We start from the raw sequence: 23,408 nt of genomic DNA, 5'->3' as shown, positions 1-23,408 counted from the left end.
TACTTACTGGAGCTGGAACGGGGAATCGAACCCCGGACCTCTTCATTACGAGTGAAGCGCTCTACCGACTGAGCTATTCCAGCCCTCAAAGAGGTATAAAAGATAAAATGGTGCCAGGAGGCAGAGTCGAACTGCCGACACGCGGATTTTCAGTCCGCTGCTCTACCAACTGAGCTATCCCGGCACCGGGATGGGAAGTGTATAGAATTTCGGGTCCCCGTGTCAAAAAAAATTTCGCCGGGCGTGTGTGCGGGGGCGGGCGCCGGGGGCGCGAAATAGAGAACGGGGCGCCCCCGCGGGGGCGCCCCGTTGTGTTTGATGCGAGCTGGCTCGCGCCTTCTGGCCGTGCCGCGCGTTACTTGCCTTTGTTGGCGATCTTGGCGACGCGGGGGGCGTGGATGCGTTCGACGTGGGGCAGGTCGCCGACGAGGGGCGCAACGTAGGCGCGGAAGGCGTCGGTGACGTAGTTGCCTTGCTTGTTGATGAACTTGGCGGGCATTTCGCGGCTCTTGCGGGCGACGGTTTCGAGGGGGGTGAGGAAATATTCGATGGCGTAGTCGCCGACGCGGCGCATGGCGACGGAGCCGTCGAGGTTGTGCCAGATGGCGAACTGGGCGGCCTTTTCGCCGACTTCGCGGGCTTCGCGTTTGTCGGATTCGCTGACGCAGCCGAGGAAGCTCCGCTGGATGTAGCCGAGGGTATCGGCGCGGACGCGGGAGATCTTGGTGCCTTCCTTGACCCAGGAGCTGAGCAGATCGCCGAGGGCCCCGGTGCCGGAGAGCTGGACGTTGCCGTGGGCGTCTTTTTCGCCGCCGGTGAATTGCTCGGCGATCGGGCGGCCTTTGGCGTCGACGACGCCTTCGGAGACGGCGACGACACAGCGGCCGTATTTCTTGTAGGCGGCGGCGACGTCATCGACGAACTGCTTCTTGCTGAGCGGGCGCTCGGGGACGTAGATGAGGTGGGGGCCGTCGTCGGGATATTTGCGGGCGAGGCAGGAGGCGGCGGTGAGGAAGCCGGCGTGGCGGCCCATGACGACGCCGATGTATACGCCGGGGAGGGCGCGGTTGTCGAGGTTTACGCCGGCGAAGGCCTGGGCGACGTAGCGGGCGGCGGAGCCGAATCCGGGGCAGTGGTCGGTGACGAGGAGGTCGTTGTCGATGGTCTTGGGGATGTGGATGACGCGGAGCTCGTAGCCGGCCTTGTCGGCTTCCTCGTTCACGATGCGGCAGGTGTCGGCGCTGTCGTTGCCGCCGCAGTACATGAAGAATCGGATGCCGTGTATTTTGCAGATTTCGAAGATCTTTTTGCAGTAGGCGACGTCCGGTTTATCGCGCGTGGAAAGGAGTCCGGAGCTGGGGGTGTTGGCGACGATTTCGAGGTTGTGGGTCGTGGCCTCGGTGAGGTCGAGGAAGTTCTCGTTGATGATGCCGTTGACCCCGTGGAGCGCGCCGTAGACGTGGGTCACGTGCGGGAATTTGCGCGCTTCGAGGACGGCGCCCACGACGCTCTGGTTGATGACGGCCGTGGGGCCGCCGCCCTGTGCGACCAGGGCCTTCCCTTCGATCTGGGACATGGCGGTATACTCCTTCTGTGGTAGTGTGATTCGGCGAGTTCGGACGAAGAATTCCGGGGGCGTTCATTGTCTCACGCGCATCCCGGGGGAATCAACTGGCGGGCGGCGTTTCGGGGATCAGGGCGGCGGCTGGTGGCGCCCCGGGCGGGCGGCTACGGGCGCGGGATGGACGGGATCGCGGTCGCTTGATGCGGAGCGCGCCTCGAAGACTTCGTCCACGAGCCCGAAGACGCGGGCGACGCTCCGGCGACAGGTCTGGAGGGCTTTGCGCTGGCCGGAGTTGAGTTCGCCGAGCTCTTCGTTCAGGAGGAGGTCGGTATAGCCGAGGATGGCGGAGAGGGGCGAGCGCAGGCGCTGGGACACGGTGGCGTAGAATTCGTTGCGCAGGGTGTCGACCTGCTGGAGTTCGCGGTTGATTTTTTCGAGCTCCAGGTTGGCGGTCCGGGTGGCCTCCTGGAGGTGCTTTTGTTCCGTAATGTCGTGCAGGAGGGCGACGAAGAAGCGGCGGCCTTCCCGGATGTAGCTTCGAACGGACACGGTGACGTTGAGCTCGTCGCCCTCCGGCAGGACGGCGATGGCTTCGCCCTGGTATTCGCCTCGGGACTTGAGTGTGGCGAGTTTGTGGGGGAGGGTTCCGTCGTCGAAGAGGTACTGGCGGAATCGGGTTCCCAGCAGGGACTCGCGGGGGCACTGGAGGAATTCGCAGGCGCGTATATTCACCTCGGTGATGAATTCGTTGTCGTCGTAGACGATGATGGGGCCGTCGGCGGCGTCGAGGATGGTGCGCAGGGTGGCTTTGGAGGAGGCGAGTTCCTGGGCGCGGTTTTGCAGGCCCAATTCGATCGTGTAGAGGAGGTTGGCGAGGCTCTGTATGAGCTGGTAGCAGAGGGAGAGGGCGAGGTAGACGATGCAGAGCGGGAGGAGTTGGGGCACGGCCCCGATCGTGAAATATCGGACGATCACCGCCGCGCTGAACGCCACGGCGCAAAGCAGGAGCACGGTGTAGGTTCGGCGGAAGTGGGGGGCGTACAGGACTTGCGCCAGTAGAATGAGAAAATACAGCAGGCAGAAGGGGCTGGACTCGCCGCCGGTGAGGGCGACGACGGCGGTGGTGGAGGCCAGGTGCGCGAGGGTGTTGCCGTTGCCCAGGTACCAGGCGACGCGCCCCGAGGCCGAAATCGCATGGACGAGGATGTTGTGGGCCACGAGGGTGGCGATGAAGAGCAGGAGCGCGTTCCGGTTGAGGGCTCCCTCCAGATCGAATCGGTTCAGAATTATATAGACGCCCACCAGCGCATAGCGGATGAGGAGCAGCCTGTTCTCGATTTGGACCACCCGGGCCAGGCGGGGCAGGGCCGCGTCGGGCGTTGCGGCTTCGTCAAGGTTTTGGTTCAATGGATGAATGGCGCCGTCCCTTTCGAATTCATGCAGGGCTGTCGGGTATGGATTGCCCGCGCCCCGGAGAAAATAGCATATGCGGCCGCGGGCCGACGCCCGCCGTTCAGGCGCCTTCCATGGGCTGAGGCACGGGATCCGCCATCTCCTCGTTCAGTTCCGATAGGATCTGTTCCCCGTGCTGGTTCATGCGCTGGGGGCCCATGCCGTCGACGCGGGCCAGGGCGTCCAGCGAGTCCGGATTGGACCGCGCGATGCTCCACATCGTCTCCCGCGAAAGGATGACGTCGGATTCGACTCCGCGCGCGACGGCCCGCTCCTTGCGCCACTGGGAGAGGCGCTCGAATCGATCGATGATGCCCTGATCCTGGCGTTTCTTGCGCGCGGGCAGTTCGGGCGGCGGGGCCTTGCGCGCCTCGCGGATGATCCGGAGCAGCTGATCGCCGTAGCGGTCGGCATTGCGCGGGCCCACGCCGTGGATCGCGGCGAGCGCCTTTCGGGTTTTCGGGGCCTCCCGGGCCATGTTCAAGAGGGCTTCGTTGTTCAACACCTTGAAAACCGGGAGGTCCCGGCGCCGCCCTTCCTCGTCCCGAAAGAGGTAGAGCGCCTGCAAGGTCGCCAGTTGGGCGGGGGTAAGATGCCGGGCTCCCCGGAGGCCCCAGAATCCATCGGGGTCGAAGGTCTGGTCCGGCAGCCGCACGCGGCACTGCTCGGCGAAGATCTCGCTGGCCTCGTCGAGGCGTCCCGCTTCTTCGAGCCGCCCGTGGAGCTCATCGCGCAAGCGGAGCAGGTAGTGGGTGTCGGCCTGGGCGTAGGCCAGCATGTCCGGGGTCAGCGGGCGGAGGGCCCAGTTGGCCTTCTGGTGTTTCTTGCTCAGCTCTACGCCGTAGAATTCCTGCAGGAACCAGGCGAGCCCCATGTTCTTGTAGCCCAGAATCCGGGCGGCCCACATGGTGTCGAAGAGATTCACGATTGTCCAGTCATGATCCCGCTTCAGCAGCATCATGTCGTACTCGGAGGCGTGAAACACCTTTTCGACGGCGGGATTGGCGAGGAGGTCGCCGAGGCGATCGAGGTTCAGGCCCGCCAGCGGGTCCACAATATAGTCCCGGTCCGCTATGGAGAATTGGAGCAGGCACACTTGCTCCCGATAGGCGAAGAGGCTGTTGGCCTCCAAGTCGATCGCGACCGCGGGTTCTGCTTCAAAGCGTGTCACACAGCGATCCCATCCTTCCTGCGTGTCGATATATTCGAAGGGTGGCTCAGTCACGGGCGTTACCGGTTCTTCTCAGTGGTACGGGTGTCTACGCGGATATTATACGGGCGCGCGCCCGCATTTGCATACTCCGGCCTTCCGGCGTATTATCCGGGCGCCCGGGAACCCGCCGAGAGCGCCAGGAAGGTCCGGAATTCAAACGCGCAAAAGGGACATAGCATGGAACAAAAGCCCCGAAATCGATGGTCCACGCCGGTGGCCCTGACTGTCCTTGTCCTGCTCGTCGCCGCCTGGGTGGCCAATGCGCTGCACTTGCGCCGGCTGGAGCGGGAATTGGCCTTGCTGTCTTCGGCCAAGCTGGACGAATTCCAGCAGCCGGGCGAGGGCGGCCCCGCGATCGGGCGGATGGCGGCCGATGTGGTCGCCTCGAAACCGTGGGTGTTCTGGGGAACGCCGTCCGGCAAGATCTCCGTCTATGTCGAATACGCGGATACCAACACCATCGACGGGTTCGAGTTTTTCTTCACGCGCGAGGCATCCGGCGTCTGGACGCAAACAGAGAGCGGCCGGTGCGCATCGGAGGAGTGCACCGTGAGAGGGAAGGAACTGCTGGACGCGCTGGACGCGAAATTCTAGCGTTTTGGCCTGAAACGACCCGCCGCCGCTCACTCTCGCAGGGGTTGCGCCAGCGCGATCATAATGCCTTCGGGGCCACGCAGATAGCAGAGGCGGTAGTGGTCCTCGTATTGCACCATCTCGCCCATGAGTTCGGCTCCATGCTTCCGCAGGCGGCCCAGGACCTCGTCGATATCCGTTACGGCGAACATCAGGCGGCGTAGACCGAGCGTGTTCACCGGCGCATGCGGATCCGCGGGGTGCGCCTTCGGCTTCTGAAAGCTGCTCAGCTCGATCCGGCCATGGCCATCCGGCGTCCGCAGCATGGCGATATCACACCGGACGCCCCTGAGCGCAACGAGCCGATCGACCCAATCGCCCTCAACGCTAGCCTTGCCTTCCAGCTCCAGGCCGAGCTCAAGGAAGAAAGCGACCATGGCGTCGAGGTCGTCGACAATAATGCCGATATTGTCCATTCGAAGCAGGGAAGATTCTCGTGGTTCGGACATGGTCAAATTTGCCTTTCTGGGTTCTCCGCGGGTACAGCCACTCGCGCGGGAGGCCGTCCCCGGGGCCATCAGGCGGGCTGAAGCCGCTTCTGCCCGGCGAAATCGACGGCGTTCCGGAACAATTGGAGCCCCGCGCCCTCCTCCGGCAGCGCCTCGCGCGTCCAGCGGGGGTGGTTCGTGCGGTGCAGAAACGCTTCCGGATGCGGCATCAGGCCGAATACCCGCCCCGTCGGGTCGCAGATACCCGCGATATCGTCCGTGGAACCATTGGGGTTGGCCGGAAAGGCCCCGCCCGCCGGGGATCCGTCGGCGTTGGCGAAGCGCAGCACCACCTGGCCCTGATCCCGCAGGCGTTGGAGAACGGCGTCGTCGCGCGGGATGAACTTGCCCTCCCCGTGGCGCACCGGGACTTCCAGGGTCTCGATTCCCTTCGTCCAGACGCAGCGCGTGTTCGCGACCGCTTGCAGGCGCACCCAGCGGTTGTCAAATCGGGCGGAATCGTTGTGGGTCAGGGTGACTTCCTGGGTGAATTCGCCGTCGAAGAGCGGCAGGAGGCCCATCTTCACCATGACCTGGAAACCGTTGCAGATGCCGATGGCCAGCTTGCCCGCTCCGAGAAAGTCCTTCAGGGGGCCGCCGAGCCGGTAGCGCAGGCGATTCGCCAGGATACGGCCGGAGGCCACGTCGTCCCCGAAGGAAAAGCCGCCGGGGATCGCCAGGATCTGGAAATCCTCGAGACGCGCGGGATCCTCCGCCAGATCGTTCAGGTGAACGCGGCGGGCCGTGGCGCCGGCCATTTCGAAGGCCAGCGCGGTTTCATGATCGCAGTTGATGCCGAAACCGGTGAGGATGAGGGCGTTTATGGACACATGGGTGTCTCCCGGATATTAAAGGACCTAAAGGACTTAAACGGCCTAAGGGACGTAATCAGTAGCGCAGCGGCGCCTGCCAGGCTTCTTTCAGTTCCGCGATGGGCGCATCGACGATGGTTCCCGCCGCGCTCCGCACGACGAAGCGGCCACCGGTGGTCACTTCGCCGAGGCGGTAGCAACCCGTAGCATCCATCAGCGCCTCAAAAGCCGCCGCATGCTCCGGGCTTGCCGTGGCCACGAAGCGGCTCTGGCTTTCGCTGAAGAGGGCCACGATGTCGTCGCCCACGCCCAGGGGCGCGAGGTTGAGATCCATGCCGAATCCGCCGGCAAAGGCCACTTCGGCCAGGGCCGCGCCGAGGCCGCCATCGGAGCAGTCGTGGCAGGAGGCCACGAGCCCGCCAGCGATCACCCGGTGTAGCGCTTCATATCGGGCACGCGCGCGGGCAGGATCCACGACAGGCACGTTGTCGCCGAGCTGTCCCGAGAGCGCCAGGTATTCGCTGCCGCCGAGTTCGTTGCGCGTTTCGCCGAGCACATACACGGCGTCGCCGGCGCGCTTGGCGTCCATGGAGACCACGCGGGTGGCGTCGTCGAGGATGGCGGCGGCGGTAAACAGGACGGTCGGCGGAATCGAGATTTTGGTGTCGCCGATCTTGTAGTCGTTCTTCATGCTGTCCTTGCCGCTGATGAGGGGGATGTCGTACGCGACGCAGGTCTCTTTCAGCGCTTCGCAACAGCGGACGAGCTGGGCCATTTTGTGGGCGCCGTCGGGCGTCTTCTCGCTCTGCACGGGGTCGGGCCAGCAGAAGTTGTCCAGGCCGGCGATGGTCCCCATGCGCGCGCCGGTGGCCACCAGGTTGCGGACGGCCTCGTCGATGGCGCAGGCCATCATGTGGTAGGCGTCGAGGTCGGCGTATTTCGGCGTAATGCCGCAGGCGACCGCAATGCCCCGGGGGGAATTGGGGTCGGGGCGCAACACCGCCGCATTGCCCGGGCCATCGTGATCCGCGCCCTGGAAGGGCTTCAGCACGCTCGCCCCCTGGACCTCGTGATCGTACATGCGGACGAAGCTCTCCTTGCTCGCCACATTGAGCGCGCCGAGGACGGCCTTCAGATCCGCCGTCAGGTCGGATTTCGGCTCCAGCGTGGGGGGAGTAAGCGCGATGGGGTCGAGTTTCGCGGGCAGACGCATCCGGGGCACGCCGTCGTGCAGGAAGTCCATCTGGAGCGACCCGATGAGTTCTTCGCCATAGAAGGCTTCGAGGCGGCCGGAGTCGTTGAACTCGCCGATATCCGTGACCTCCACCTCGCGGCGTCGCGCCAGGTCGAGCAGGGCCGCCACGTTCTCCGGCGGCACGGCCAGCGACATGCGCTCCTGCGCCTCGGACAGGAAGATCTCCCAGGGCGCGAGTCCGGCGTATTTCAGGGGGCACTTGTCGAGGTAGACGGTTGCGCCGCCCGGTTTCTCGGCCATTTCGCCGATGCTGGAGGAGAGGCCGCCGGCGCCGTTGTCGGTCACGCAGGTGTAAAGCCCGAGATCGCGGGCTTCCATGAGGAAATCGGCCATTTTTTTCTGGGTGATCGGATCGCCGATCTGCACGGCGGTCGCGGGCGAGCCCTCGTGGAGCTCCTCGGAAGAGAAGGTGGCGCCGTGGATGCCGTCCTTGCCAATGCGGCCGCCCGCCATCAGGATGCGATCGCCGGGGCGCGCGCCCTTCTCTTCGCTGGGCTGGCCGTTGACCGTGACGGGGATGAGGCCGCCCGTGCCGCAGAAGACCAGCGGCTTGCCCAGGAAGCGCTCGTGGAACACGATGGCGCCGTTGACCGTGGGGATGCCGCTCTCGTTGCCGCCGTCCTTCACGCCGCGGTGCACGCCGCGGAGCACGCGCCGTGGGTGCAGCAGGCGCTCGGGGATTTCCCCGTCGAAATCGGGCGAGGCGAAGCAGAACACGTCGGTGTTGAAGATGCAGCGGCAGCCCTGACCCGCGCCGAGGATGTCGCGGTTGACGCCGACAATGCCGGTCATCGCGCCGCCGTAGGGATCGAGGGCGGAGGGGCTGTTGTGCGTCTCCGCCTTCAGGGCGAAGTGGTAATCGTCGGTGAATTTGATGACGCCGGCGTTGTCGTGGAACACGCTGACGAGCCAGTCCACTTTTTCGCCCACAATATCCGTCGTGGCCTTCACGTAGTTGCGAAAGAGGCCGTTGATGCGGCGGGTATTGCCATCGGCGTCGGTGTAGTCCACATCCGCCGCGAAGATCTTGTGCTTGCAGTGCTCCGACCACGTCTGCGCGAGGATTTCCAGCTCGATGTCGGTCGGGTTCTCGGGGAGGCCCGCCGCCGCACGCCGCGCGCGGGTTTCCGGGTCGCGGTAGTGCGCCTGGATCGCCTGCATCTCGCGCAGATCCAGCGCCAGCATCATATCGCGGCTCAGGACGATCAGGGCGTCGTCGCTGATCTCGAGGTTGATGGGGTGCACCTCGGGATCGCTCTGCTCCGTCACGATCGGCAGGTCGAGCAGGGGGGCGTCGCCCTGTGCGGCCATCTCCGCGGCCGATTTCATAACCCAGCGCTCGATAAGGTCGTTCGCGAGACAGCGTTTCGTCGCGCGGAGGCAGTCCGCCTCGGCGATGCCCTTGAAAACGTATTGCTTCGACTTGAACACCGCCGCGCCCGCGGGCAGCCTTCGCCCGATGGTGTCCTGGATGCCTTCCAGCGCGCTCTTGCCCACGTTGTCGGTCACACCCGGGCGGAAGCCCACCTCCACGACGAAATCAAAGTCGCGCGCGAGGGACTGGTTGATGGCCGAGGTTTCGATGATGGGGTCGGTGAAGAGCTCCGCGCGCACCCGCTCCAATTCGTCGGACGAAAGCGCGGCGTGGACGGTATAGATGTTGATTACGCGCACGGACCCCGCTGCGATGTGCAGGTCTTCCGCGAGCGTGTGGCGGACGGCCTCCCCGGCGGGATCCGGGCGGCCCGGCTGCATGGCGACTTCGATGCGATTAGCCATAGCGGATGTCGCCCGTGTAGTGGACCTGGGTCTCGCCGGCTGCCACGCGGCCCACCAGGTAGGCGTCGGTGCCGGTGAGGCTGACGGTCTCCAGCGCCTTCTCCGCCTCGCGCTCCGGCACGACGAACAGGAAGCCGAGGCCCATGTTGAACGTGCGCAGCATCTCGGGCTGGGAGACATTGCCCGTTTCCTGGAGGAAGCGGAACAGCGGCTGCGCCTTCCACGTGTTCAGATCGATCTCCGCCGCGAGCCCGTCCGGCAGGATGCGCGGGAAGTTGTCCGTGATGCCGCCGCCGGTGATGTGGGCCATGCCTTTCACGTTCACGACTTTCATGACGATCTGCATGAGCTTGGCGTAGCTCAGGTGCGGCTCCATCAGCGCTTCCGCCACTGTCTGGCCCAAGCCAGGGATGGGGTCGTGGATGCCGAGGCCCGCCACCTCGAAGCAGATCTTGCGCGCCAGGCTGTAGCCGTTCGTATGCAGGCCGGAGGAGGGGATGCCGATGATGGCGTCGCCCGCATTGATTTTCGATCCGTCCACGATCTTGCTGCGGTCCACCACGCCGACGATCGTGCCGGCCAGGTCGTACTCGCCCGGCTGGTACATGTCCGGCATCTCCGCCGTCTCCCCGCCGATCAGGGCGCAGCCCGCGTAGCGGCAGCCGGTCGTGATGCCGCGCACCACCTCCACCACGATCTCCGGGTCCAGCTTGCCCACCGCCAGGTAGTCCAGGAAGAACAGCGGCCGCGCGCCCTGCACCAGGATGTCGTTCACGCAGTGGGACACGATGTCGATGCCCACGGTGTCGTGCTTGCCGGACATAAACGCCAGCTTCAGCTTGGTGCCGACGCCATCGACGCTCGACACGAGCACGGGGTCGTCGATGCCCTTGAGGTCCAGGCTGAACATCGCGCCGAAGCTGCCGATGTCCTGCAGCACGCTGTCGTTGAAGGTGCGCTGGACCAGGCCCTTGATGGTCTTCATGGCGGTATTCGCGGCGTCGATGTCGACGCCCGCGTCGCGGTAACTCAACCCTTGCTTGGGTTCGGTCATGGGGGATTCCTCTGGTGGGTACAGGCCGGGCAGCCCCCGGCGTGGGTTCACGGGGATAGGATACGCGGGGGGCTTGGCATAAGTCCAATGAAATGATATGATTGAGGTGATAATTTCGCCTTAACCAGTTACCTTGAGAGAGTTCAGGGATTTCAGGACCGTATGTGTTCTCGAATCCTGCTGTCTCTGCTGTCCCTTTAGCCCGTCCGAACTTCGTTGCACTCACCGAAGCCTCATTCCGTTGAGGCCCCCTTTACAATCCAAGCGAGCCGCCATATTGTTGAGTAACCTATGGCAGCGAGGCGTCGGCGCCCGGAACACAGGAGGATACAGAAATGAAATCGAGGGCAGGCGTATGGTTGTTCTTTCTCATATCGATCACCGCACCTGCGGGCGAGTTTCGGCGAATTGAGACTATAGACTCGGTAGATCGAGGTGGCCGCTTAGTACTGGAGGATTGGGATGGTGACGGAGATCTGGAGTTGCTTCGCGGATCACTGGTGTTTGAATATGATAGTGGTGGGATGGCTGGGCGCTTCATGACCCTGACCCAGATTTTCGAGGTAAGTAATGGGGCCTGGGCTACCCGTCACGGGTTCATACATCGCTTCAGTCAGCTCTATCACGATGCCCATTACCGGGTGAAGCGTGACGAAGTAAAGTATACGATTGACGGAGACTTCAATGCCGACGGCGTCGTCGATGCACTCGTCGCCGAGCCCGGCTCGGCATCCGCGACTGAGGGGGGCGCGGCCGAGATTGTGTTGCGACTCAAGCAATCGGGCAAAGTTCTCTTCGAAGACCGGCTGGACGGCGTGTATGCTGGTCTTGGTCTTGGTGGCAGCTTCAATCGTTTTGAGCTTCGGGATTTGGACGGAGATGGTATAGATGAAATACTCGTCTGGGCTCTCAGTTACCGTGACAGCGACCGTCTATTCGTATATGGGAATGATCAGTCCAAATGGCGTGGGAATTCGAGTAACGAGGCTCCGTATGAACTGAATGAGGCTCTACAGTTTCTAAAGGGCATTCGCGCAGCGCGACCGGAACTCCCTTGTCCCGTCGAGGTAAAGATGGAAGCCCTCAAAGATTCCGAGTATCCGTCCTTCTCCTATGCGAAGGTTCCATGGGCTAAACGTTTCAAGCTCACATTCAACGTTCGGACGGGCTATGATGGCGTGAACCTCACCGAATGGCGAGATTACTTTCAGAAGTGGGCCATCGCATACACCCGGGAGAGAGGAAGCGAGTCGCGAAGCACACCCACACGTAGCTCGTGGGGATTGTACATGGTGCCCGAGGGCGATCGCCTTCTCGCGGCTATTGGCGCCCGGGAAAGCCGGGGAAAAAAGCCTGAGGGTTGGCACGATTTCTGGTTAGAGTGTGCATTTGTCGGGGCGGAGTCCAAACCCTTTAACTGGATAGGAACACTTCGCACGGAAGAGGCAATGGCACGGATTGATTATTCTTCCCAGGCGGAGGGTGGCGCCAAGTGACCCTCGAATCCCTGCGCTGTTTGTGCGCGATCATTGAAACCCGGAGCTTCCGCGCGGCGGCGGCGCGGCTGCACCGTTCACAGCCGGCGATCAGCCAGGCGCTGAAGGTGCTGGAGCGGGAGGCGGGGCATGCGCTCATCGACCGGAAGACGGGCGGGCCGACGGCGATGGGCGCGCTGGTGTATGAGCGGGGGCGGCGGATCCTGGAGGCGGTGGACAGCCTGGCGCACGAGGTGGCGGATTTTGAGTCCGCGGCGAGCCGGGAGTTGCGGGTGGGTACGAGCGACACGATCGCGCTGTACGTGCTGCCGCCGCTGGTGCGGGAGTTCGCGGCGCTGATGCCGGAGACGCGGCTTTCGCTGGTGAACCGGAGCAGCGCGCAGATCGCGCGGCAGGTGCTGGAGGGCGCGCTGGACCTGGGCATCGTGACGCTGCCGGCGGGGGAGCCGGACCTGGAGGAGACGCCGCTGTTTCGCCAGCGGATTGTGCTGGTGGCGCCGCGGGGGCATGCGCTGGCGGGCCGGAAGCGGGTGACGCTGAAGGCGCTGGCGGGGGAGCCGTTGCTGCTGCTGGAATCGGGCACGCGGACGGGGGCGCTCCTGGAGCGCTTTTTCGCGGAGCAGGACTTCACGCCGCCCGCGGTCATGGACAGCGGGAGCTTTGAAGTGATCAAACGCTATGTGGCCGAGGGCGTGGGCCTGTCTTTTCTGCCGGAGATGGTGGTCCGCCCGGGGGATGTGGAGTTGCGGGCGATTCCCGTGGCGGGGTTGCCGGAGGTGACGCTGGGCGCGGTGTGGCGCCGGGGGGCGTATAGGTCGAAGGCGCAGCGGGCGTTTGTGGAGATGTTGCGGGGGGCGGGGACGGCGAAGGGCAGGTGACCGCGATTGGCGGTGAGCGCGGTGGGAAGCTCACCGGAAGCGGGAGGCTGTCGCTGGGGGCATGGAGTCTCGGAGTGGGGCCGCGGGAGCGGCATAGTGCTGCGTTACCACGGTGGACCGTGGTAACGAGAGAAAGTAGGATAGGCGTCCCGCCTGTCCCTGACTGCCGGAACGGCTGTGCCTCGATCTCTTCCCGGTCTGCTGGGGCGCCGGCGCTGATGACGCGGCGCGTCACCCGTTAAGGATGAAAATGGACGGCGGCTTCGCCGCCTGGCAGGCGGGGACGCCCACCACGGCGCGTCTTCGACCTGCGCTCCCAGCCTTTGCCGCTTCCTTGTTTGGGATACTGTAATCTGGTTTGGACGAGGCTGTTGTGGTGAAGCTGAGGCGCTTTTTTCGGAGCAGGCGTCCTCGCACCTGACAGACGTCCTCTTACGAGACAGTAATTCTCCCATCATTCCCATGTCTCTACACGGGCAAGCCCCGCAGGGCTTGACCGTGGCACACTAATGATTGCGTAGGGATATAACGCCTGTGGGGCAGCTTGGCGAGCCTGTTTCGGCAAGATGCCGTATGCCTGCGCGCCGGGCCCAGTCCCCATCACGGCTCCACGCGCGCTTCGGCCCAGAGGATTTGCTGGCCGGGGGGTTGGGTGATCGTGAAGAGATTCGCGCCGTCGTTCACGGCGGTCAAGGGGCAGTCGAATGCAATCGCGCGGGCGGCGCCGGGGAACTGGCCGGGGTTGTCGAGGTCTGTGGATGAAACGCGGGGCGCGCCGTTGACGGTGGCGGTGTATTGCGCGTCCGCGACGCCTTCGCGCTCTGCGAGGCCAATCACGAATTGCACCTTGCCCGCCTTCGGTTTCGGGCCGATGTGGATTGTGAAGGTGGCTTCCGGGCCTTCGGCGGGGAGCACGACGCCATTCGGAAAGCCCGATGGGACGGTGTCGCGAAAGCATTGGAGGTGGCGGCGGGGCGCGTTGAACACGACGTCGGGGCCGAGGCCTTTTTCGACGAGGATTCGATAGTCGGACTGGCTCACGGGGATCGTGCCGGAGTCCATGTAGTTGAAGAGGTAGATCTGGTCCGCGCCGCGGCGCCACATGCTGGCGGCGAAGCCGTAGGTGGCCGCGAGATCATTGGCCATGGCGCCGCCGCCGTGCCACCCGCGGGAATTGTATTCGAGGCCCGGCGCCAGGACGATGTTCTTGGTGGCGTCGCCGAGCTGTTCGCGCCAGAGTTCCACGGGGATGTCAAAATCCGACGAGGTCCAAAAGGGGCAGGGCACAAGCATGTCGATCAGCCCTTCCTTCGCCCACCGAACGCCATCCATGCCCAGGCCGCGCGCGGCGTCGGGGTGGGCGGGAACGCGCGCGGCGAGTTTGATCTCGTGGCCGCGCTTTTCGCCCCATTCCTTTGTGAGCTGGCGCACGTCGCGCATGAACTGGGTCAGGATCTCGGCGCCGGCGGCCTCCTCGCCGTCCTTGAAGTGCCAGCCGAAGCGCATCCAGTCAAGTTCGAGGCCGTCGGGGTCGTAGCGCTCCAGGAGTTCCTTCACGAAGGCCAGGTTGTGATCGCGCACTTCCGGGTGGGCATAGTCCAGCGCGCGGACGATCCAGCCGCCGCTGGCATCGTTCGGAACGCGCCAGAACTCCGGGTGATCCAGCCAGAAACGGCTGTGCAGATAACTCTTTGGGTTGGGCACGTCGTGGATGTCGTTCATCCGCATCGAAATCCACGGGGAGATGCCCTTTTCGCGGGAGCGCTCGATCCACACGGCGTAGGGGTCCAGCCCGCGTTCGTGCAGGAGGCGCGCATTGTCGAGCCAGCGCTGCGCCGCCTCGTCCGGCGGCTCCTGATCGCCCAGCTCCCAGATCGCCTCGCGCGTGGCGCTCTTGAAGCTCGCCTTCATCGCGTTCGGGTTCAGGAAGAGGTGGCTGACTTCCGTACCGGCGTACTGGTCGACAAAGGCGTGCAGGCCTTCGATAGTCATGTCGTCCGCGCTGCGGGTCATGAAGAAGTGGCTGCTGTCTTCGTTGATAACAATGCCGGGCTCGGCGGGGGCGTGCAAGCTGGTCGCCAGCGCGAGGGAGGCGTAAAGCAGGAGTCGGTTCATGGCGGGTCCTTTCGGCTGGTGATGCGCTGGGCGCGGGCGCAGTGTAGCACAGGCGGGGCCGCGCGCATTGATCGCGACCGATTGCAATTCAACCGGCCCCCGTCTATGATAGTCGGCGCGGCGGCGGCGCCCACCGGAGGCGCGGTCGCGCCGACACGCAGCATGCCGCGGCGCCCCGCCCGCCGCGCACGCACCCCGAGGAGGACCTGTTGATGCTACCCCTGATTCTTGCGCTGGCCGCGCTGGGCGCCCTGCCCGGCGAGCCGATGTGGGCCGCCGCCGACGCGGAACATGTGAAGGTGTACTACGAGCCCGGCCGCTTCGGCGGATGGCCCGCGAACTACGGCATGTGGAACTGGGAGGACGAGATCCTGGTCGGGTACAGCCGGGGCCACCACAAGGATCTGGGGGCCACCGCGCACCATATCGACCGCGAGAAGCCCGAGGAGTTCTGGTTTGCGCGGAGCCTGGACGGGGGCAAGACCTGGACCCACGAGCACCCGGCGGAGCAGGGCCAGATGATCCCCCGGGGCGTCGCGCTGCATGGGACGGAAATCCCCGGACTCCCGCTGCCCGAAATCCTGGACCAGACCGAGCCGATGGACTTCTCGCACCCGGATTTTGTGTTGACGTTCCGCATGGACGACTACCACGGCGGGCTTTCGCGCTACGAGTACTCGTATGATCGCGGCCGCACGTGGACCGGCCCCTTCGCGCTGCCGGATTTCGGTACGGCGGGCACCGCCGCGCGCACGGACTACATCATCAACGGCAAGCACGACATGTATTTGTTCATCACGGTCGCGAAGGAGAACCGTCGCGAAGGCAGGCCGATGGTCGCGCGGACACAGGATGGCGGGGTGACGTGGGAGTTTGTTTCGTGGATCGGGCCGGAGCCCGCCGGCTTCGCCATCATGCCGTCCACCTTGCGCCTTTCGGAGCGTGAATTCCTCACGACGCTCCGCTGCCGGGAGGGGACCTTCCGCTGGATCGAGCAGTGGCGCAGCACGGACGGGGCGAAGACCTGGACGCAGGAGCCGAATCCCGTGGATTACCTTGGCGAAGGGAATCCGCCGATGCTCAACAAACTGCCCGACGGGCGGCTCTGCCTGACCTACGGGTTCCGTGCGTATCCCTTCAGCATTCGCGCAAAGCTGAGCGACGACAACGGGAAGACCTGGGGTCCCACGATTATCCTTCGGAACGACGGCGTCGACCGCGACATCGGCTACGTACGCAGCATAGTGCGGCCCGACGGCAAGGTGGTCACGACCTATTACATTTCCGACCAGAAGACCGGCCCCGAGCGCTATATCGGTGCGACGATCTGGGATCCGGCCAATATTGCGGAGATCACCAGCGGGGAGGTCGAACGCCAGCTGGGATTCTGAGCCCGCTGCGGAGTCACTCGCGGCATGCGGCGGTGTGGCCGCGGTTGCCCGTCGAAAGCGGGGATTCGCCGCCCGCGTTGATTGCGCTCACCTTGTAGAAGAACCGCGCGCCCCCGCAGTCCCGGGGATCATCATAGTAGCGCCGGTTCGCCTTGAGCGTGGCCACCAGGGTGTACCGGCCATTCGCCGTGCCCGACCGGTACACCGCGTACTGATCGGCATCGCGCACCGCGCTCCACGTCACCCGGATCCGGTCCCGGTAGGCGCCGTCGCTTGCGGTGACGGACGGGGGCTTCTTCGGCGGCGGCGTCGCGCAGGGCGCGGTGTGGCCCGTATTGTAGGACGAATGCGCCGACTCGCCCCAGCCGTTGTACGCCGATACCTTGTAGTATATACGCCGGCTTCCGCACGGTTGCGGGTCGTCAAATTGCCGGACGTTCGGCTTCATCGCGCCGATGATCTCGTATGGGCCGCCGGGCCGCGCCGCGCGGTAGACGCGATAGCCCTCGGCGCGCGAAACGTGGTTCCAGGTCACGCGCACCCGGTCCGGGAAATCGCCATCGCTGGCGTTTACCGCGAGCGGGCGCGGCGGCGCCTTGCCCGCCGACGCGCCGCGGAAAGGCGCGGCCTCGGCCAGCAAGGCCGCGCACAGCAGCAGGCACGCCGCGGCCCTTCCCTTAAAGCCGATCATTCTCGCCATCGTCCAACAACCACGGGTAGAAGATCCGGTAGAAGGTAGCGCGGGAGAACCGAACCATGCGCTCCCACCATCCAAGAAGAAGCGCCAGCAGGCCAAACAGGGCGAAATCGACGCCGCCACCTGGCCCGAAGCAACCGCCCGGATTCGCAATGGCGTTCAACTCGTCCCGCGAGAGGAATCCATCCCCGTTCAGATCGAGCGCGTTGAACTGGAGCTGAGTCAAATTCGGGAAGGCCACCCGCGCTTCGCTCAGCGAAAGGAGCCCATCGCCATTTTCGTCGAGCGCCGCGAAACGGTTGAGTAATTCAAGCGCGATCGCTTCGTTCGACGGGTTTTCGCCCTCGCCCTCGCCCTCGCCCTCGCCCTCGCCCTCGCCCTCGCCTTCACCCTCGCCCTCGCCCTCGCCCTCGCCCTCGCCCTCGCCCTCGCCCTCGCCCTCGCCCTCGCCCTCACCCTCGCCCTCGCCCTCGCCCTCGCCCTCGCCCTCGCCCTCGCCCTCACCCTCACCTTCGCCTTCGCCTTCGCCTTCGCCTTCGCCCTCACCTTCGCCCTCGCCTTCGCCTTCACCTTCGCCTTCACCTTCACCTTCACCGGCGGCCATCTCCACCGTGACCGTTCGAGTGAGCTGAATTGCCATATTGCCAGCGGCATCGGTTGCCTCGTAGGTGACAACATACGTGCCCGCAGTGTTGGTATCCACGGTGTCCCCGCCGATGACGACCATTACGTCCGCGTCGAGCGCATCGCTGACCATCGCGCCCAGTTCGGTATAGGTGTCCACACCGGCGACCAGCGTAACCATCGCTTCACCGTTTAAGGTCAGTATCGGCGCGACCGTATCGACCGTCAGCGCGCCTGTAACCGTCGTGCTGCTTTGATTGCCGGCCAGGTCCTCCGCGTTCACCTCGACGTCATAAACGCCATCTGTCAGAGGCGCCAGGATGTCATCGTCCAGCACCCACGCGCCGTCGCCCAGATTGGTGGCGGTATGCGACTGCACGTCGACTCGGACCGTCACGGTGGCTTGCGGGTCATCCACCGTGCCGGTCAGGGCGGGCGTGTTGTCGTTGGTTACCAGGGTGTCGACGGTGGCCACCGGCGGGACGTTGTCCACCCCCAGCGGCTCAATGCGCGCGATCCCGCCGTCCGGGGGCGTCAGCCGGAGGCCGTCGGTGGCGTAGCCCGCCAGGGCGACGTGTGCCCCGTCGCCGTTGGTCTGGCTGGCGCCGCTGGCCCGGTTTGTCGTGGGGTGGACGAGCAGCGCGCCGTCGCTGTTGGGCGATTGGGACAGCACCGGTTGGCATACGGCAAGTAGCCCGAACGAAACGAGCAGCCGAAGGGCCGCGCGGCAATAAGAGCGGGCAAGAGGTTCAAGAACGGTCATCGATCTCATCAGACAAACCTTTCATTGCCGCGGGCGGCTCCAGGGCCAGGCCGAGCGGGCCTTGATGGAGTCCGGTTGCCGGTATGCATGGCATTCCTCAGTATTCGACGACGATCGAGATGTTTACCGCCAACAGATCAGACGTTGCATTGGCCACCTCAAATTCCAGCACATCCCCCTGCACGAAGGTATTCGAAGCCAGATTTGGGGTAACCAGTGTGTTGCCCACGAACGCCGCGGGGCTGGTGCTCAGGATAGTACTACCGTTTCTCTTAAGATCGACTGTTGCATTGTGCGATGGGCCGCCACAATAGACCTGAAAGCTGATGATCGTGCCAGGCTTGGTCATGCTTTGCCTGAACACGGCCAACGGGCCGCCGAAATCATAGATGTACCCCGTCCAGTTCATGGTGTCCGTGTCGGTCCCGCCGCCGCCGCCCGCGTTCAGCTGGGTTCCGTTCCAGAAGAGGTCGCCGCTGGCGTTGTAGAGTTTGTTGGTTGTTGTTCCGGGTGCGCTGCCGGAGGCGATCTCCAGAATGTTTCCAAGGATGTTCACCTCCGCCGTATCGACGCTCAGGCGCGCCGCGCCGCCGGCCACGAGGGCGAGTTGGTCCGCGCCGGGGCGGTGGATACCGGTGTTGGGGTCGCTGGCGTAGGCGATGGCGGGCGCGGCCGCCGTGTCGTCCGCCGCGCTGACGCCGCGGATGGTAATCGTGTCGGGCACCTGCGCGTCGGTCACGGCGCCGCCGAGATCCTGGAGCAGGTGGCCGTGGTTGCCCGCCGCCACCTGGCCCGGGCTCGTTCCAATGGCGGATTCGACGACGAGGTCGCTGATCGCGGAGAAGGAATCGTTGTTTACTGTTCCGCCCTGGATCGTCAGGTTGTTGGCGATCTGGGCGTCGGTCGCGACGCCGCCGAGGTCCTGGAGCATGTGGCCGTGATTGCCCGCCGCCACCTGGCCCGCGCCGGTTCCGATGGCGGATTCGTCGATGAGATCGCTGATGGCGGAAAAGGAATCGTTGTCCACCGATCCGCCCTGGATTGTCAGGTTATCGGCAATCTCGCCGTCGGCCCAGTCGAAGCCGAGGGTTCCGCTGTTATTGATGGCGTCCTTGTCCACGGTCGCGCCGCCGAGGGCGATGCCGTTGAAGAAAAGGCTGCCGCCCACATTGTAGAGTTTGCTCGCGGTGTCCGCGGGCGCGGCGATGGCCGCCAGCTCCACGAAGCTGTCCCGCAGCGCGACGCCTTCAATCGTCACGCCGGCGTCGGCCGTGGCCTCGTTGATGGCGTCCACGCCCAGCGCGCCGCTCATGGTGTCGCCGGACGCATCCACAAAGGCCGTATCGGCGGCGGCCTGCGAGTAGACGTCGGCGCTGTTCGCCTTGAGCGCGATATCCGCCGTATTCGTTGCGATATTGGTGGTGTTCGTGGCGATGTCGGTTGTGTTCTGCGCGATATCCGCCGAGTTGGCAGCGATGTTCGCCGCGTTCGTTGTGATATCCGCTGTATTGGTTGCAATACTGGTGGAATTGGTTGCGATGTCGGTGGTGTTCTGTGCGATATCCGCCGAGTTGGCAGCGATGCCGCTGGTGTCGATGGCGTCGATCTGCATCTGTACGTTGCCCGTCACGCCATCGAGCGCATCCAGCTCCGCATTGTCGACCGAGCCGCTGCCCACGCCGGAAGCGTCCACGGAAAGCGCTTCGTTCGCCTGCAGGGCGAAGGGCACGCTGTATACGCGAATCCGGCTGGGGAAGAGGTCGTCCGACGCGTCGTTGTCCGCCGGTTCATCCGTGTCGATGCCGATCTCGTACCAGACTTCGGCGGCATTCAGGATGGCGGCGGGCGGCTCCACGGCCAGATTGAAGAGGCCGTCCGCCGAAACGTCCACCGTGCCGGCGATGGCCCCGCCAATGGGGGCGCCTCCGGTCTGGGCGTCGTGGAACTGGATTACGAAGGCGCGCGCGCCCGCTACGGGCAGGCCCTCTGCGGAAAGCAGCTGGCCGTGCACGTTGATTGCGGCGGGTGGCGCGGCCTGCGCCGCCGTGGATGCGAGCAGAAGCACAGACGCGGCGAGGAGGGGGGTGGGGATAGGAAAGAAAAGGCGGGGCGTGGACATGTTGACGGCTCCCATGGTGTTGTTTGCCTAATCGACTCGCTTTTAATTCTACATTAAAGCGCGAGATCTGTCCAGCATCTTGTGCGGTATACTATATCGGACGCGAATTCCCGCCCGTGAATTGGCGCTAAACCGGCGGGCCGAAGTTCCGCTCCGGTGGCGCGGCGCCCGGTTGCAGCGCGAGAAACATCACGCGCTCGCGCACGGTTCGCCCGTCCCCGGCGACGTTGTCCGTATCACCGATATGCACGAATCCGAGCGACTCATAGAGCGCAAAGGCGCGCGCGTTGTCGGGCAGCGTGGTCAATTCGATGCCCGTGCGGCCCGCGTTTCGCGCATCGCCGATCAGGATTTCCAGGAAGCGGCGTCCAAGGCCCTGGTTCTGCCAGGCGTCGGCGAGCCCGATGCCGAGCACGGGGACATCCGTCTCAAACTCCCACAGGAAGAAATAGCCGGCGATATCCTCGCCCGCCATCGCGATGTAGGCGCGATCGGCGCCCTGCTCGGCGCGCGCGATGATGGCGGCCAGCGTTTCCGCGTCGTAGGCATGGGGCAGAAAGCAGCTCCGCGAGGCTTCCGAGAGTTCCGCATTGAAGCGGGCCAGCAGCGGGGCGTCCCCATCGGCCAGCGGGCGCACTTCGATGGTCGTGCCGTTTTTTGCGGTGAGTGTGGTCATGAAGACGGCCTCCCGTGTGGTGTTGTCCGGCCCGATGCGCCGCGCCGGTGGTGGGAACGCGGCGATCATTGCAGCCGGAGGCTCTCCATGCCATTATAAACCCTGAGCCAACCCGGGAGAACCCCATGATTGTCGACGCCCACCTGGACCTTTCCGCGAATGCGCTGCATTGGAACCGAGACTACAGGCAGCCGGTCGCGCGGATCCGCGAGCGGGAACTGGAGCTGAAGCAGACCGATCTGCCCGGGCGGGGCCGGGGCGCGGTGTCGCTGCCGGCAATGCGCCGCGCGGGCATCGGGCTTTGCGTGGCCACACAGATTGCCCGGTGCACCGTGGGCAAGGAGGTGTTGCCCCAGTTTCCCGGCTTCGCGAGCCCAGCGATCGCGTGGGCCGTGACCCAGGGGCAGCTTGCGTGGTACCGCGCGATGGAGGAGGCGGGCGAGATGCGTCCGGTACGAAACCGCGAAGAGCTGGATGCGCACCTGGCCGCGTGGGAGGGCGGGGGCGAGGTGGAACCCATTGGCTACGTGCTGAGCCTCGAGGGGGCGGACTCCCTGATCGATATCGAGTACCTCCACCGCGCGCATGCCTACGGGCTCCGCGCGCTGGGACCCACGCATTACGGCCCGGGCCGCTATGCCGCCGGCACCGCCTCGGAAGGTTCGTTCACACCCGCCGGACGCGCGCTGCTGAAGGAAATGGCGGCGCTCAACATCATATGCGACATCACCCACCTCACCGACGAGGGCATTGCGGAGGCGCTTGAAACCTATGGCGGCCCCATCTGGGCGAGCCACAGCAACTGCCGCGCGATCGTGCCGGGCCAGCGCCAGCTGAGCGACGAGCAGATTCGCGCGCTCATCGGGCGAGGCGCGGTTATTGGGGCGGTGTGCGACGCGTGGATGCTCTATCCCGGCTGGGAGCGCGGCGTCACCGATCCGCACGAGGCCGGGGTGTCGCTTCAGTCCGTCGCCGATCACATCGATCACGTCTGCCAGATCGCCGGGAACGCGGATCACGCCGGTATTGGCAGCGATCTCGACGGCGGCTTCGGCACGGAGCAGGGCCCCACCGATCTCGACACCATCGCGGACCTCCAGCGCCTTCCCGAGATGCTTCGGGCCCGCGGCTATACCGGCGCGGACGTGGAGAAGATTATGGGTGGCAATTGGATCCGATTCTTGCGCGCCTGCTGGTAAACTGCCCCGACAGGCTGGCTGCACATCCCGGCGCGCGCACCGCCGGGGCTCAACCCAACAACCACAGGGAGTAAAGCCATGAAACGTGTTCTACCGCAAACAGCGTGGTTCGCCGCAATCGCCCTCCTGGGCTCCGCCGTGCTCGCCGCGCCAGCGATGGCCGCGGCGCCGCCCGGCGAGGACGGCGTCCTGCGTATCATTGTCTTCGGGGCCCACCCGGACGATTGCGAGTTGAAGGCCGGCGGCGTCGCCGCGCTCTGGTCGGATCTCGGGCACCAGGTGAAGTTTGTGTCCGTTACCAACGGCGATATCGGCCACCACGAAATGGCCGGGGGCCCGCTGGCGCAGCGCCGCACGCGGGAGGTGGAGGCCGCCGCGAAAATCCTCGGCATCGAGACCGAGGTGCTCGATCACCACGATGGCGAGCTGATGCCGACGCTGGAAATTCGCAAGCAGATCATCCGCCTCATCCGCGACTGGAAGGCCGACGTGGTCATCAGCCCGCGCCCGAACGACTATCACCCCGACCACCGCTACACGGCGATCCTGGTGCAGGATGCGGCGTTCATGGTCACCGTGCCCTTTATCTGCCCGGATACCGAGCCCCTGCGGAAGAATCCGGTGTTCCTGTATCTCTGGGATCACTTCCAGAAGCCCTACGCGTTTGAGCCCGACGTCGTGGTCGGGATTGACCAGAGCATCGAGCGCAAGCTGGAGGCGTTGGGGATGATGCCGTCTCAGTTTGCGGAGTGGGCTCCGTGGCACGGGGACTACGAGGACGAAGTGCCCGCGGATCCGGAAGAGGCCCGCAAATGGATCGCCGAGCGCTTTCGCACGCGCATGATGGGCCCCGCCCAGCGGTATACCGGCGAGCTGGCCCGGTGGTACGGCGCGGAGAAGGCGGCTGGAATTTCCTACGCCGAGGCCTTCGAGATCTGCGAGTACGGCCGGCAGCCTTCGGAAGCGGAGCTGCGCGTGCTGTTTCCGTTCTTCCCGGAGCCCGCCGCGTCCGAGTAAGGGCGGATCGCGACCGGCGTCTTGGACGCCTGGTCGTCCGCCGCGACCGGCTGGCAGGGCAATCGCATTTAAACCCGCTCATGGCAAATGGTCGCAATCTTGAGTCGATTTGGAACCTTGAATCAAGGAAAGTGAGCAAGCTGGAGCGCCGGCATCTCTGCCGGCAAGGTCAGGGATTCGCCG

At 65.0% G+C, this 23,408-nt stretch carries 18 protein-coding genes and 2 tRNA genes; 6 read left to right on the top strand and 14 right to left on the bottom strand.

Translation table 11 applies throughout. From position 1 onward, the window contains the following. Nucleotides 1–7: 7 nt before the first annotated feature. From KF886_21815 to KF886_21795, 5 genes are all read right to left on the bottom strand, one after another. Nucleotides 8–83 (bottom strand) — tRNA-Thr (locus KF886_21815). Nucleotides 84–108: 25 nt separating this feature from the next. Continuing rightward, nucleotides 109–184, bottom strand: a tRNA-Phe gene (locus KF886_21810). Nucleotides 185–355: 171 nt separating this feature from the next. Beyond that, nucleotides 356–1,576: a 6-phosphofructokinase gene (locus KF886_21805; GenBank protein MBX3179996.1), complete on the bottom strand. Its 1,221-nt coding sequence runs from the start codon at nt 1,574–1,576 to the stop codon at nt 356–358. Between the two features lie 117 nt (nt 1,577–1,693). Then, nucleotides 1,694–2,971, bottom strand: a complete 1,278-nt coding sequence (locus KF886_21800) for a PAS domain S-box protein (protein ID MBX3179995.1) — start codon at nt 2,969–2,971, stop codon at nt 1,694–1,696. Nucleotides 2,972–3,077: 106 nt separating this feature from the next. Beyond that, entirely contained in the window at nt 3,078–4,187 is a 1,110-nt protein-coding gene (locus KF886_21795) for a ribonuclease D (GenBank protein ID MBX3179994.1), read from the bottom strand. 219 nt (nt 4,188–4,406) lie between these two features. Between KF886_21795 and KF886_21790 the strand changes: the two genes are divergently transcribed. After that, nucleotides 4,407–4,823 (top strand): hypothetical protein, encoded by a 417-nt coding sequence (locus KF886_21790; protein MBX3179993.1) that lies wholly within the window; start codon nt 4,407–4,409, stop codon nt 4,821–4,823. A gap of 29 nt (nt 4,824–4,852) precedes the next feature. Here KF886_21790 and KF886_21785 read toward each other — a convergent pair whose 3' ends face one another. The 4 genes from KF886_21785 to purM all read right to left on the bottom strand — a co-directional run bounded on the left by KF886_21785 (nt 4,853) and on the right by purM (nt 10,250). Beyond that, on the bottom strand, nt 4,853–5,278 hold the full coding sequence (locus tag KF886_21785) for a VOC family protein (GenBank protein MBX3179992.1): 426 nt from the start codon (nt 5,276–5,278) through the stop codon (nt 4,853–4,855). A 101-nt stretch (nt 5,279–5,379) separates the two neighbouring features. Further along, nucleotides 5,380–6,180, bottom strand: a complete 801-nt coding sequence (locus KF886_21780) for a phosphoribosylformylglycinamidine synthase subunit PurQ (protein ID MBX3179991.1) — start codon at nt 6,178–6,180, stop codon at nt 5,380–5,382. A 58-nt stretch (nt 6,181–6,238) separates the two neighbouring features. Continuing rightward, nucleotides 6,239–9,196, bottom strand: a complete 2,958-nt coding sequence (locus KF886_21775; protein ID MBX3179990.1) for a phosphoribosylformylglycinamidine synthase — start codon at nt 9,194–9,196, stop codon at nt 6,239–6,241. Further along, nucleotides 9,189–10,250 carry a phosphoribosylformylglycinamidine cyclo-ligase gene (gene purM, locus KF886_21770; GenBank protein ID MBX3179989.1) on the bottom strand — a complete coding sequence of 354 codons (1,062 nt, stop codon included), beginning with the start codon at nt 10,248–10,250 and terminating at the stop codon, nt 9,189–9,191. The genes KF886_21775 and purM overlap by 8 nt, the downstream gene beginning before the upstream one ends. 335 nt (nt 10,251–10,585) lie before the next feature. Between purM and KF886_21765 the strand changes: the two genes are divergently transcribed. Both KF886_21765 and KF886_21760 read left to right on the top strand, forming a co-directional pair. Continuing rightward, on the top strand, nt 10,586–11,746 hold the full coding sequence (locus KF886_21765) for a VCBS repeat-containing protein (GenBank protein ID MBX3179988.1): 1,161 nt from the start codon (nt 10,586–10,588) through the stop codon (nt 11,744–11,746). Next, on the top strand, nt 11,743–12,624 hold the full coding sequence (locus KF886_21760; GenBank protein ID MBX3179987.1) for a LysR family transcriptional regulator: 882 nt from the start codon (nt 11,743–11,745) through the stop codon (nt 12,622–12,624). Before KF886_21765 ends, KF886_21760 begins: the two co-directional genes overlap by 4 nt. A gap of 600 nt (nt 12,625–13,224) precedes the next feature. Here the strand turns inward: KF886_21760 and KF886_21755 are convergent. Further along, nucleotides 13,225–14,739: a hypothetical protein gene (locus KF886_21755; GenBank protein ID MBX3179986.1), complete on the bottom strand. Its 1,515-nt coding sequence runs from the start codon at nt 14,737–14,739 to the stop codon at nt 13,225–13,227. Nucleotides 14,740–14,951: 212 nt separating this feature from the next. Here KF886_21755 and KF886_21750 point away from each other — a divergent pair, with 212 nt between their 5' ends. After that, a complete protein-coding gene (locus KF886_21750) occupies nt 14,952–16,130 on the top strand; it encodes an exo-alpha-sialidase (protein MBX3179985.1) in 1,179 nt (392 codons plus the stop codon). Nucleotides 16,131–16,143: 13 nt separating this feature from the next. On the opposite strand, the gene KF886_21745 is transcribed toward KF886_21750, so the two are convergent. The 4 genes from KF886_21745 to KF886_21730 all read right to left on the bottom strand — a co-directional run bounded on the left by KF886_21745 (nt 16,144) and on the right by KF886_21730 (nt 21,078). Beyond that, nucleotides 16,144–16,821, bottom strand: coding sequence for a hypothetical protein (locus KF886_21745; GenBank protein MBX3179984.1), 678 nt, complete (start codon nt 16,819–16,821; stop codon nt 16,144–16,146). Then, nucleotides 16,808–18,223, bottom strand: coding sequence for a DUF5011 domain-containing protein (locus tag KF886_21740; protein MBX3179983.1), 1,416 nt, complete (start codon nt 18,221–18,223; stop codon nt 16,808–16,810). Before KF886_21740 ends, KF886_21745 begins: the two co-directional genes overlap by 14 nt. Before the next feature lie 88 nt (nt 18,224–18,311). Next, complete coding sequence (locus KF886_21735; GenBank protein MBX3179982.1) at nt 18,312–20,333, bottom strand: hypothetical protein; 2,022 nt, start codon at nt 20,331–20,333, stop codon at nt 18,312–18,314. A 127-nt stretch (nt 20,334–20,460) separates the two neighbouring features. Then, complete coding sequence (locus KF886_21730) at nt 20,461–21,078, bottom strand: GNAT family N-acetyltransferase (GenBank protein ID MBX3179981.1); 618 nt, start codon at nt 21,076–21,078, stop codon at nt 20,461–20,463. Between the two features lie 56 nt (nt 21,079–21,134). Here KF886_21730 and KF886_21725 point away from each other — a divergent pair, with 56 nt between their 5' ends. Together KF886_21725 and KF886_21720 are read left to right on the top strand one after the other, a co-directional pair. Continuing rightward, complete coding sequence (locus tag KF886_21725; GenBank protein ID MBX3179980.1) at nt 21,135–22,208, top strand: membrane dipeptidase; 1,074 nt, start codon at nt 21,135–21,137, stop codon at nt 22,206–22,208. Nucleotides 22,209–22,364: 156 nt separating this feature from the next. Further along, on the top strand, nt 22,365–23,225 hold the full coding sequence (locus KF886_21720; protein ID MBX3179979.1) for a PIG-L family deacetylase: 861 nt from the start codon (nt 22,365–22,367) through the stop codon (nt 23,223–23,225). Nucleotides 23,226–23,408: the final 183 nt, after the last annotated feature.

The organism is Candidatus Hydrogenedentota bacterium, assembly GCA_019637335.1.
Taxonomy (GTDB): Bacteria; Hydrogenedentota; Hydrogenedentia; order Hydrogenedentales; family JAEUWI01; genus JAEUWI01.
Note: the sequence above shows the minus strand (reverse complement) of the source record. Positions and strands in the feature narration are given on the sequence as shown.

Excerpts from the sequence above, each read along its gene's own strand:
- KF886_21750 (MBX3179985.1), top strand. The coding sequence starts at position 14,952 with ATGCTACCCCTGATTCTTGCGCTGGCCGCGCTGGGCGCCCTGCCCGGC.
- KF886_21720 (MBX3179979.1), top strand. The coding sequence starts at position 22,365 with ATGGCCGCGGCGCCGCCCGGCGAGGACGGCGTCCTGCGTATCATTGTC.
- KF886_21755 (MBX3179986.1), bottom strand. The coding sequence starts at position 14,739 with ATGAACCGACTCCTGCTTTACGCCTCCCTCGCGCTGGCGACCAGCTTG.
- KF886_21765 (MBX3179988.1), top strand. The coding sequence starts at position 10,586 with ATGAAATCGAGGGCAGGCGTATGGTTGTTCTTTCTCATATCGATCACC.
- KF886_21745 (MBX3179984.1), bottom strand. The coding sequence starts at position 16,821 with ATGATCGGCTTTAAGGGAAGGGCCGCGGCGTGCCTGCTGCTGTGCGCG.
- KF886_21785 (MBX3179992.1), bottom strand. The coding sequence starts at position 5,278 with ATGGACAATATCGGCATTATTGTCGACGACCTCGACGCCATGGTCGCT.
- KF886_21790 (MBX3179993.1), top strand. The coding sequence starts at position 4,407 with ATGGAACAAAAGCCCCGAAATCGATGGTCCACGCCGGTGGCCCTGACT.
- KF886_21740 (MBX3179983.1), bottom strand. The coding sequence starts at position 18,223 with ATGAGATCGATGACCGTTCTTGAACCTCTTGCCCGCTCTTATTGCCGC.
- KF886_21730 (MBX3179981.1), bottom strand. The coding sequence starts at position 21,078 with ATGATCGCCGCGTTCCCACCACCGGCGCGGCGCATCGGGCCGGACAAC.
- KF886_21805 (MBX3179996.1), bottom strand. The coding sequence starts at position 1,576 with ATGTCCCAGATCGAAGGGAAGGCCCTGGTCGCACAGGGCGGCGGCCCC.
- KF886_21735 (MBX3179982.1), bottom strand. The coding sequence starts at position 20,333 with ATGTCCACGCCCCGCCTTTTCTTTCCTATCCCCACCCCCCTCCTCGCC.
- purM (MBX3179989.1), bottom strand. The coding sequence starts at position 10,250 with ATGACCGAACCCAAGCAAGGGTTGAGTTACCGCGACGCGGGCGTCGAC.
- KF886_21775 (MBX3179990.1), bottom strand. The coding sequence starts at position 9,196 with ATGGCTAATCGCATCGAAGTCGCCATGCAGCCGGGCCGCCCGGATCCC.
- KF886_21725 (MBX3179980.1), top strand. The coding sequence starts at position 21,135 with ATGATTGTCGACGCCCACCTGGACCTTTCCGCGAATGCGCTGCATTGG.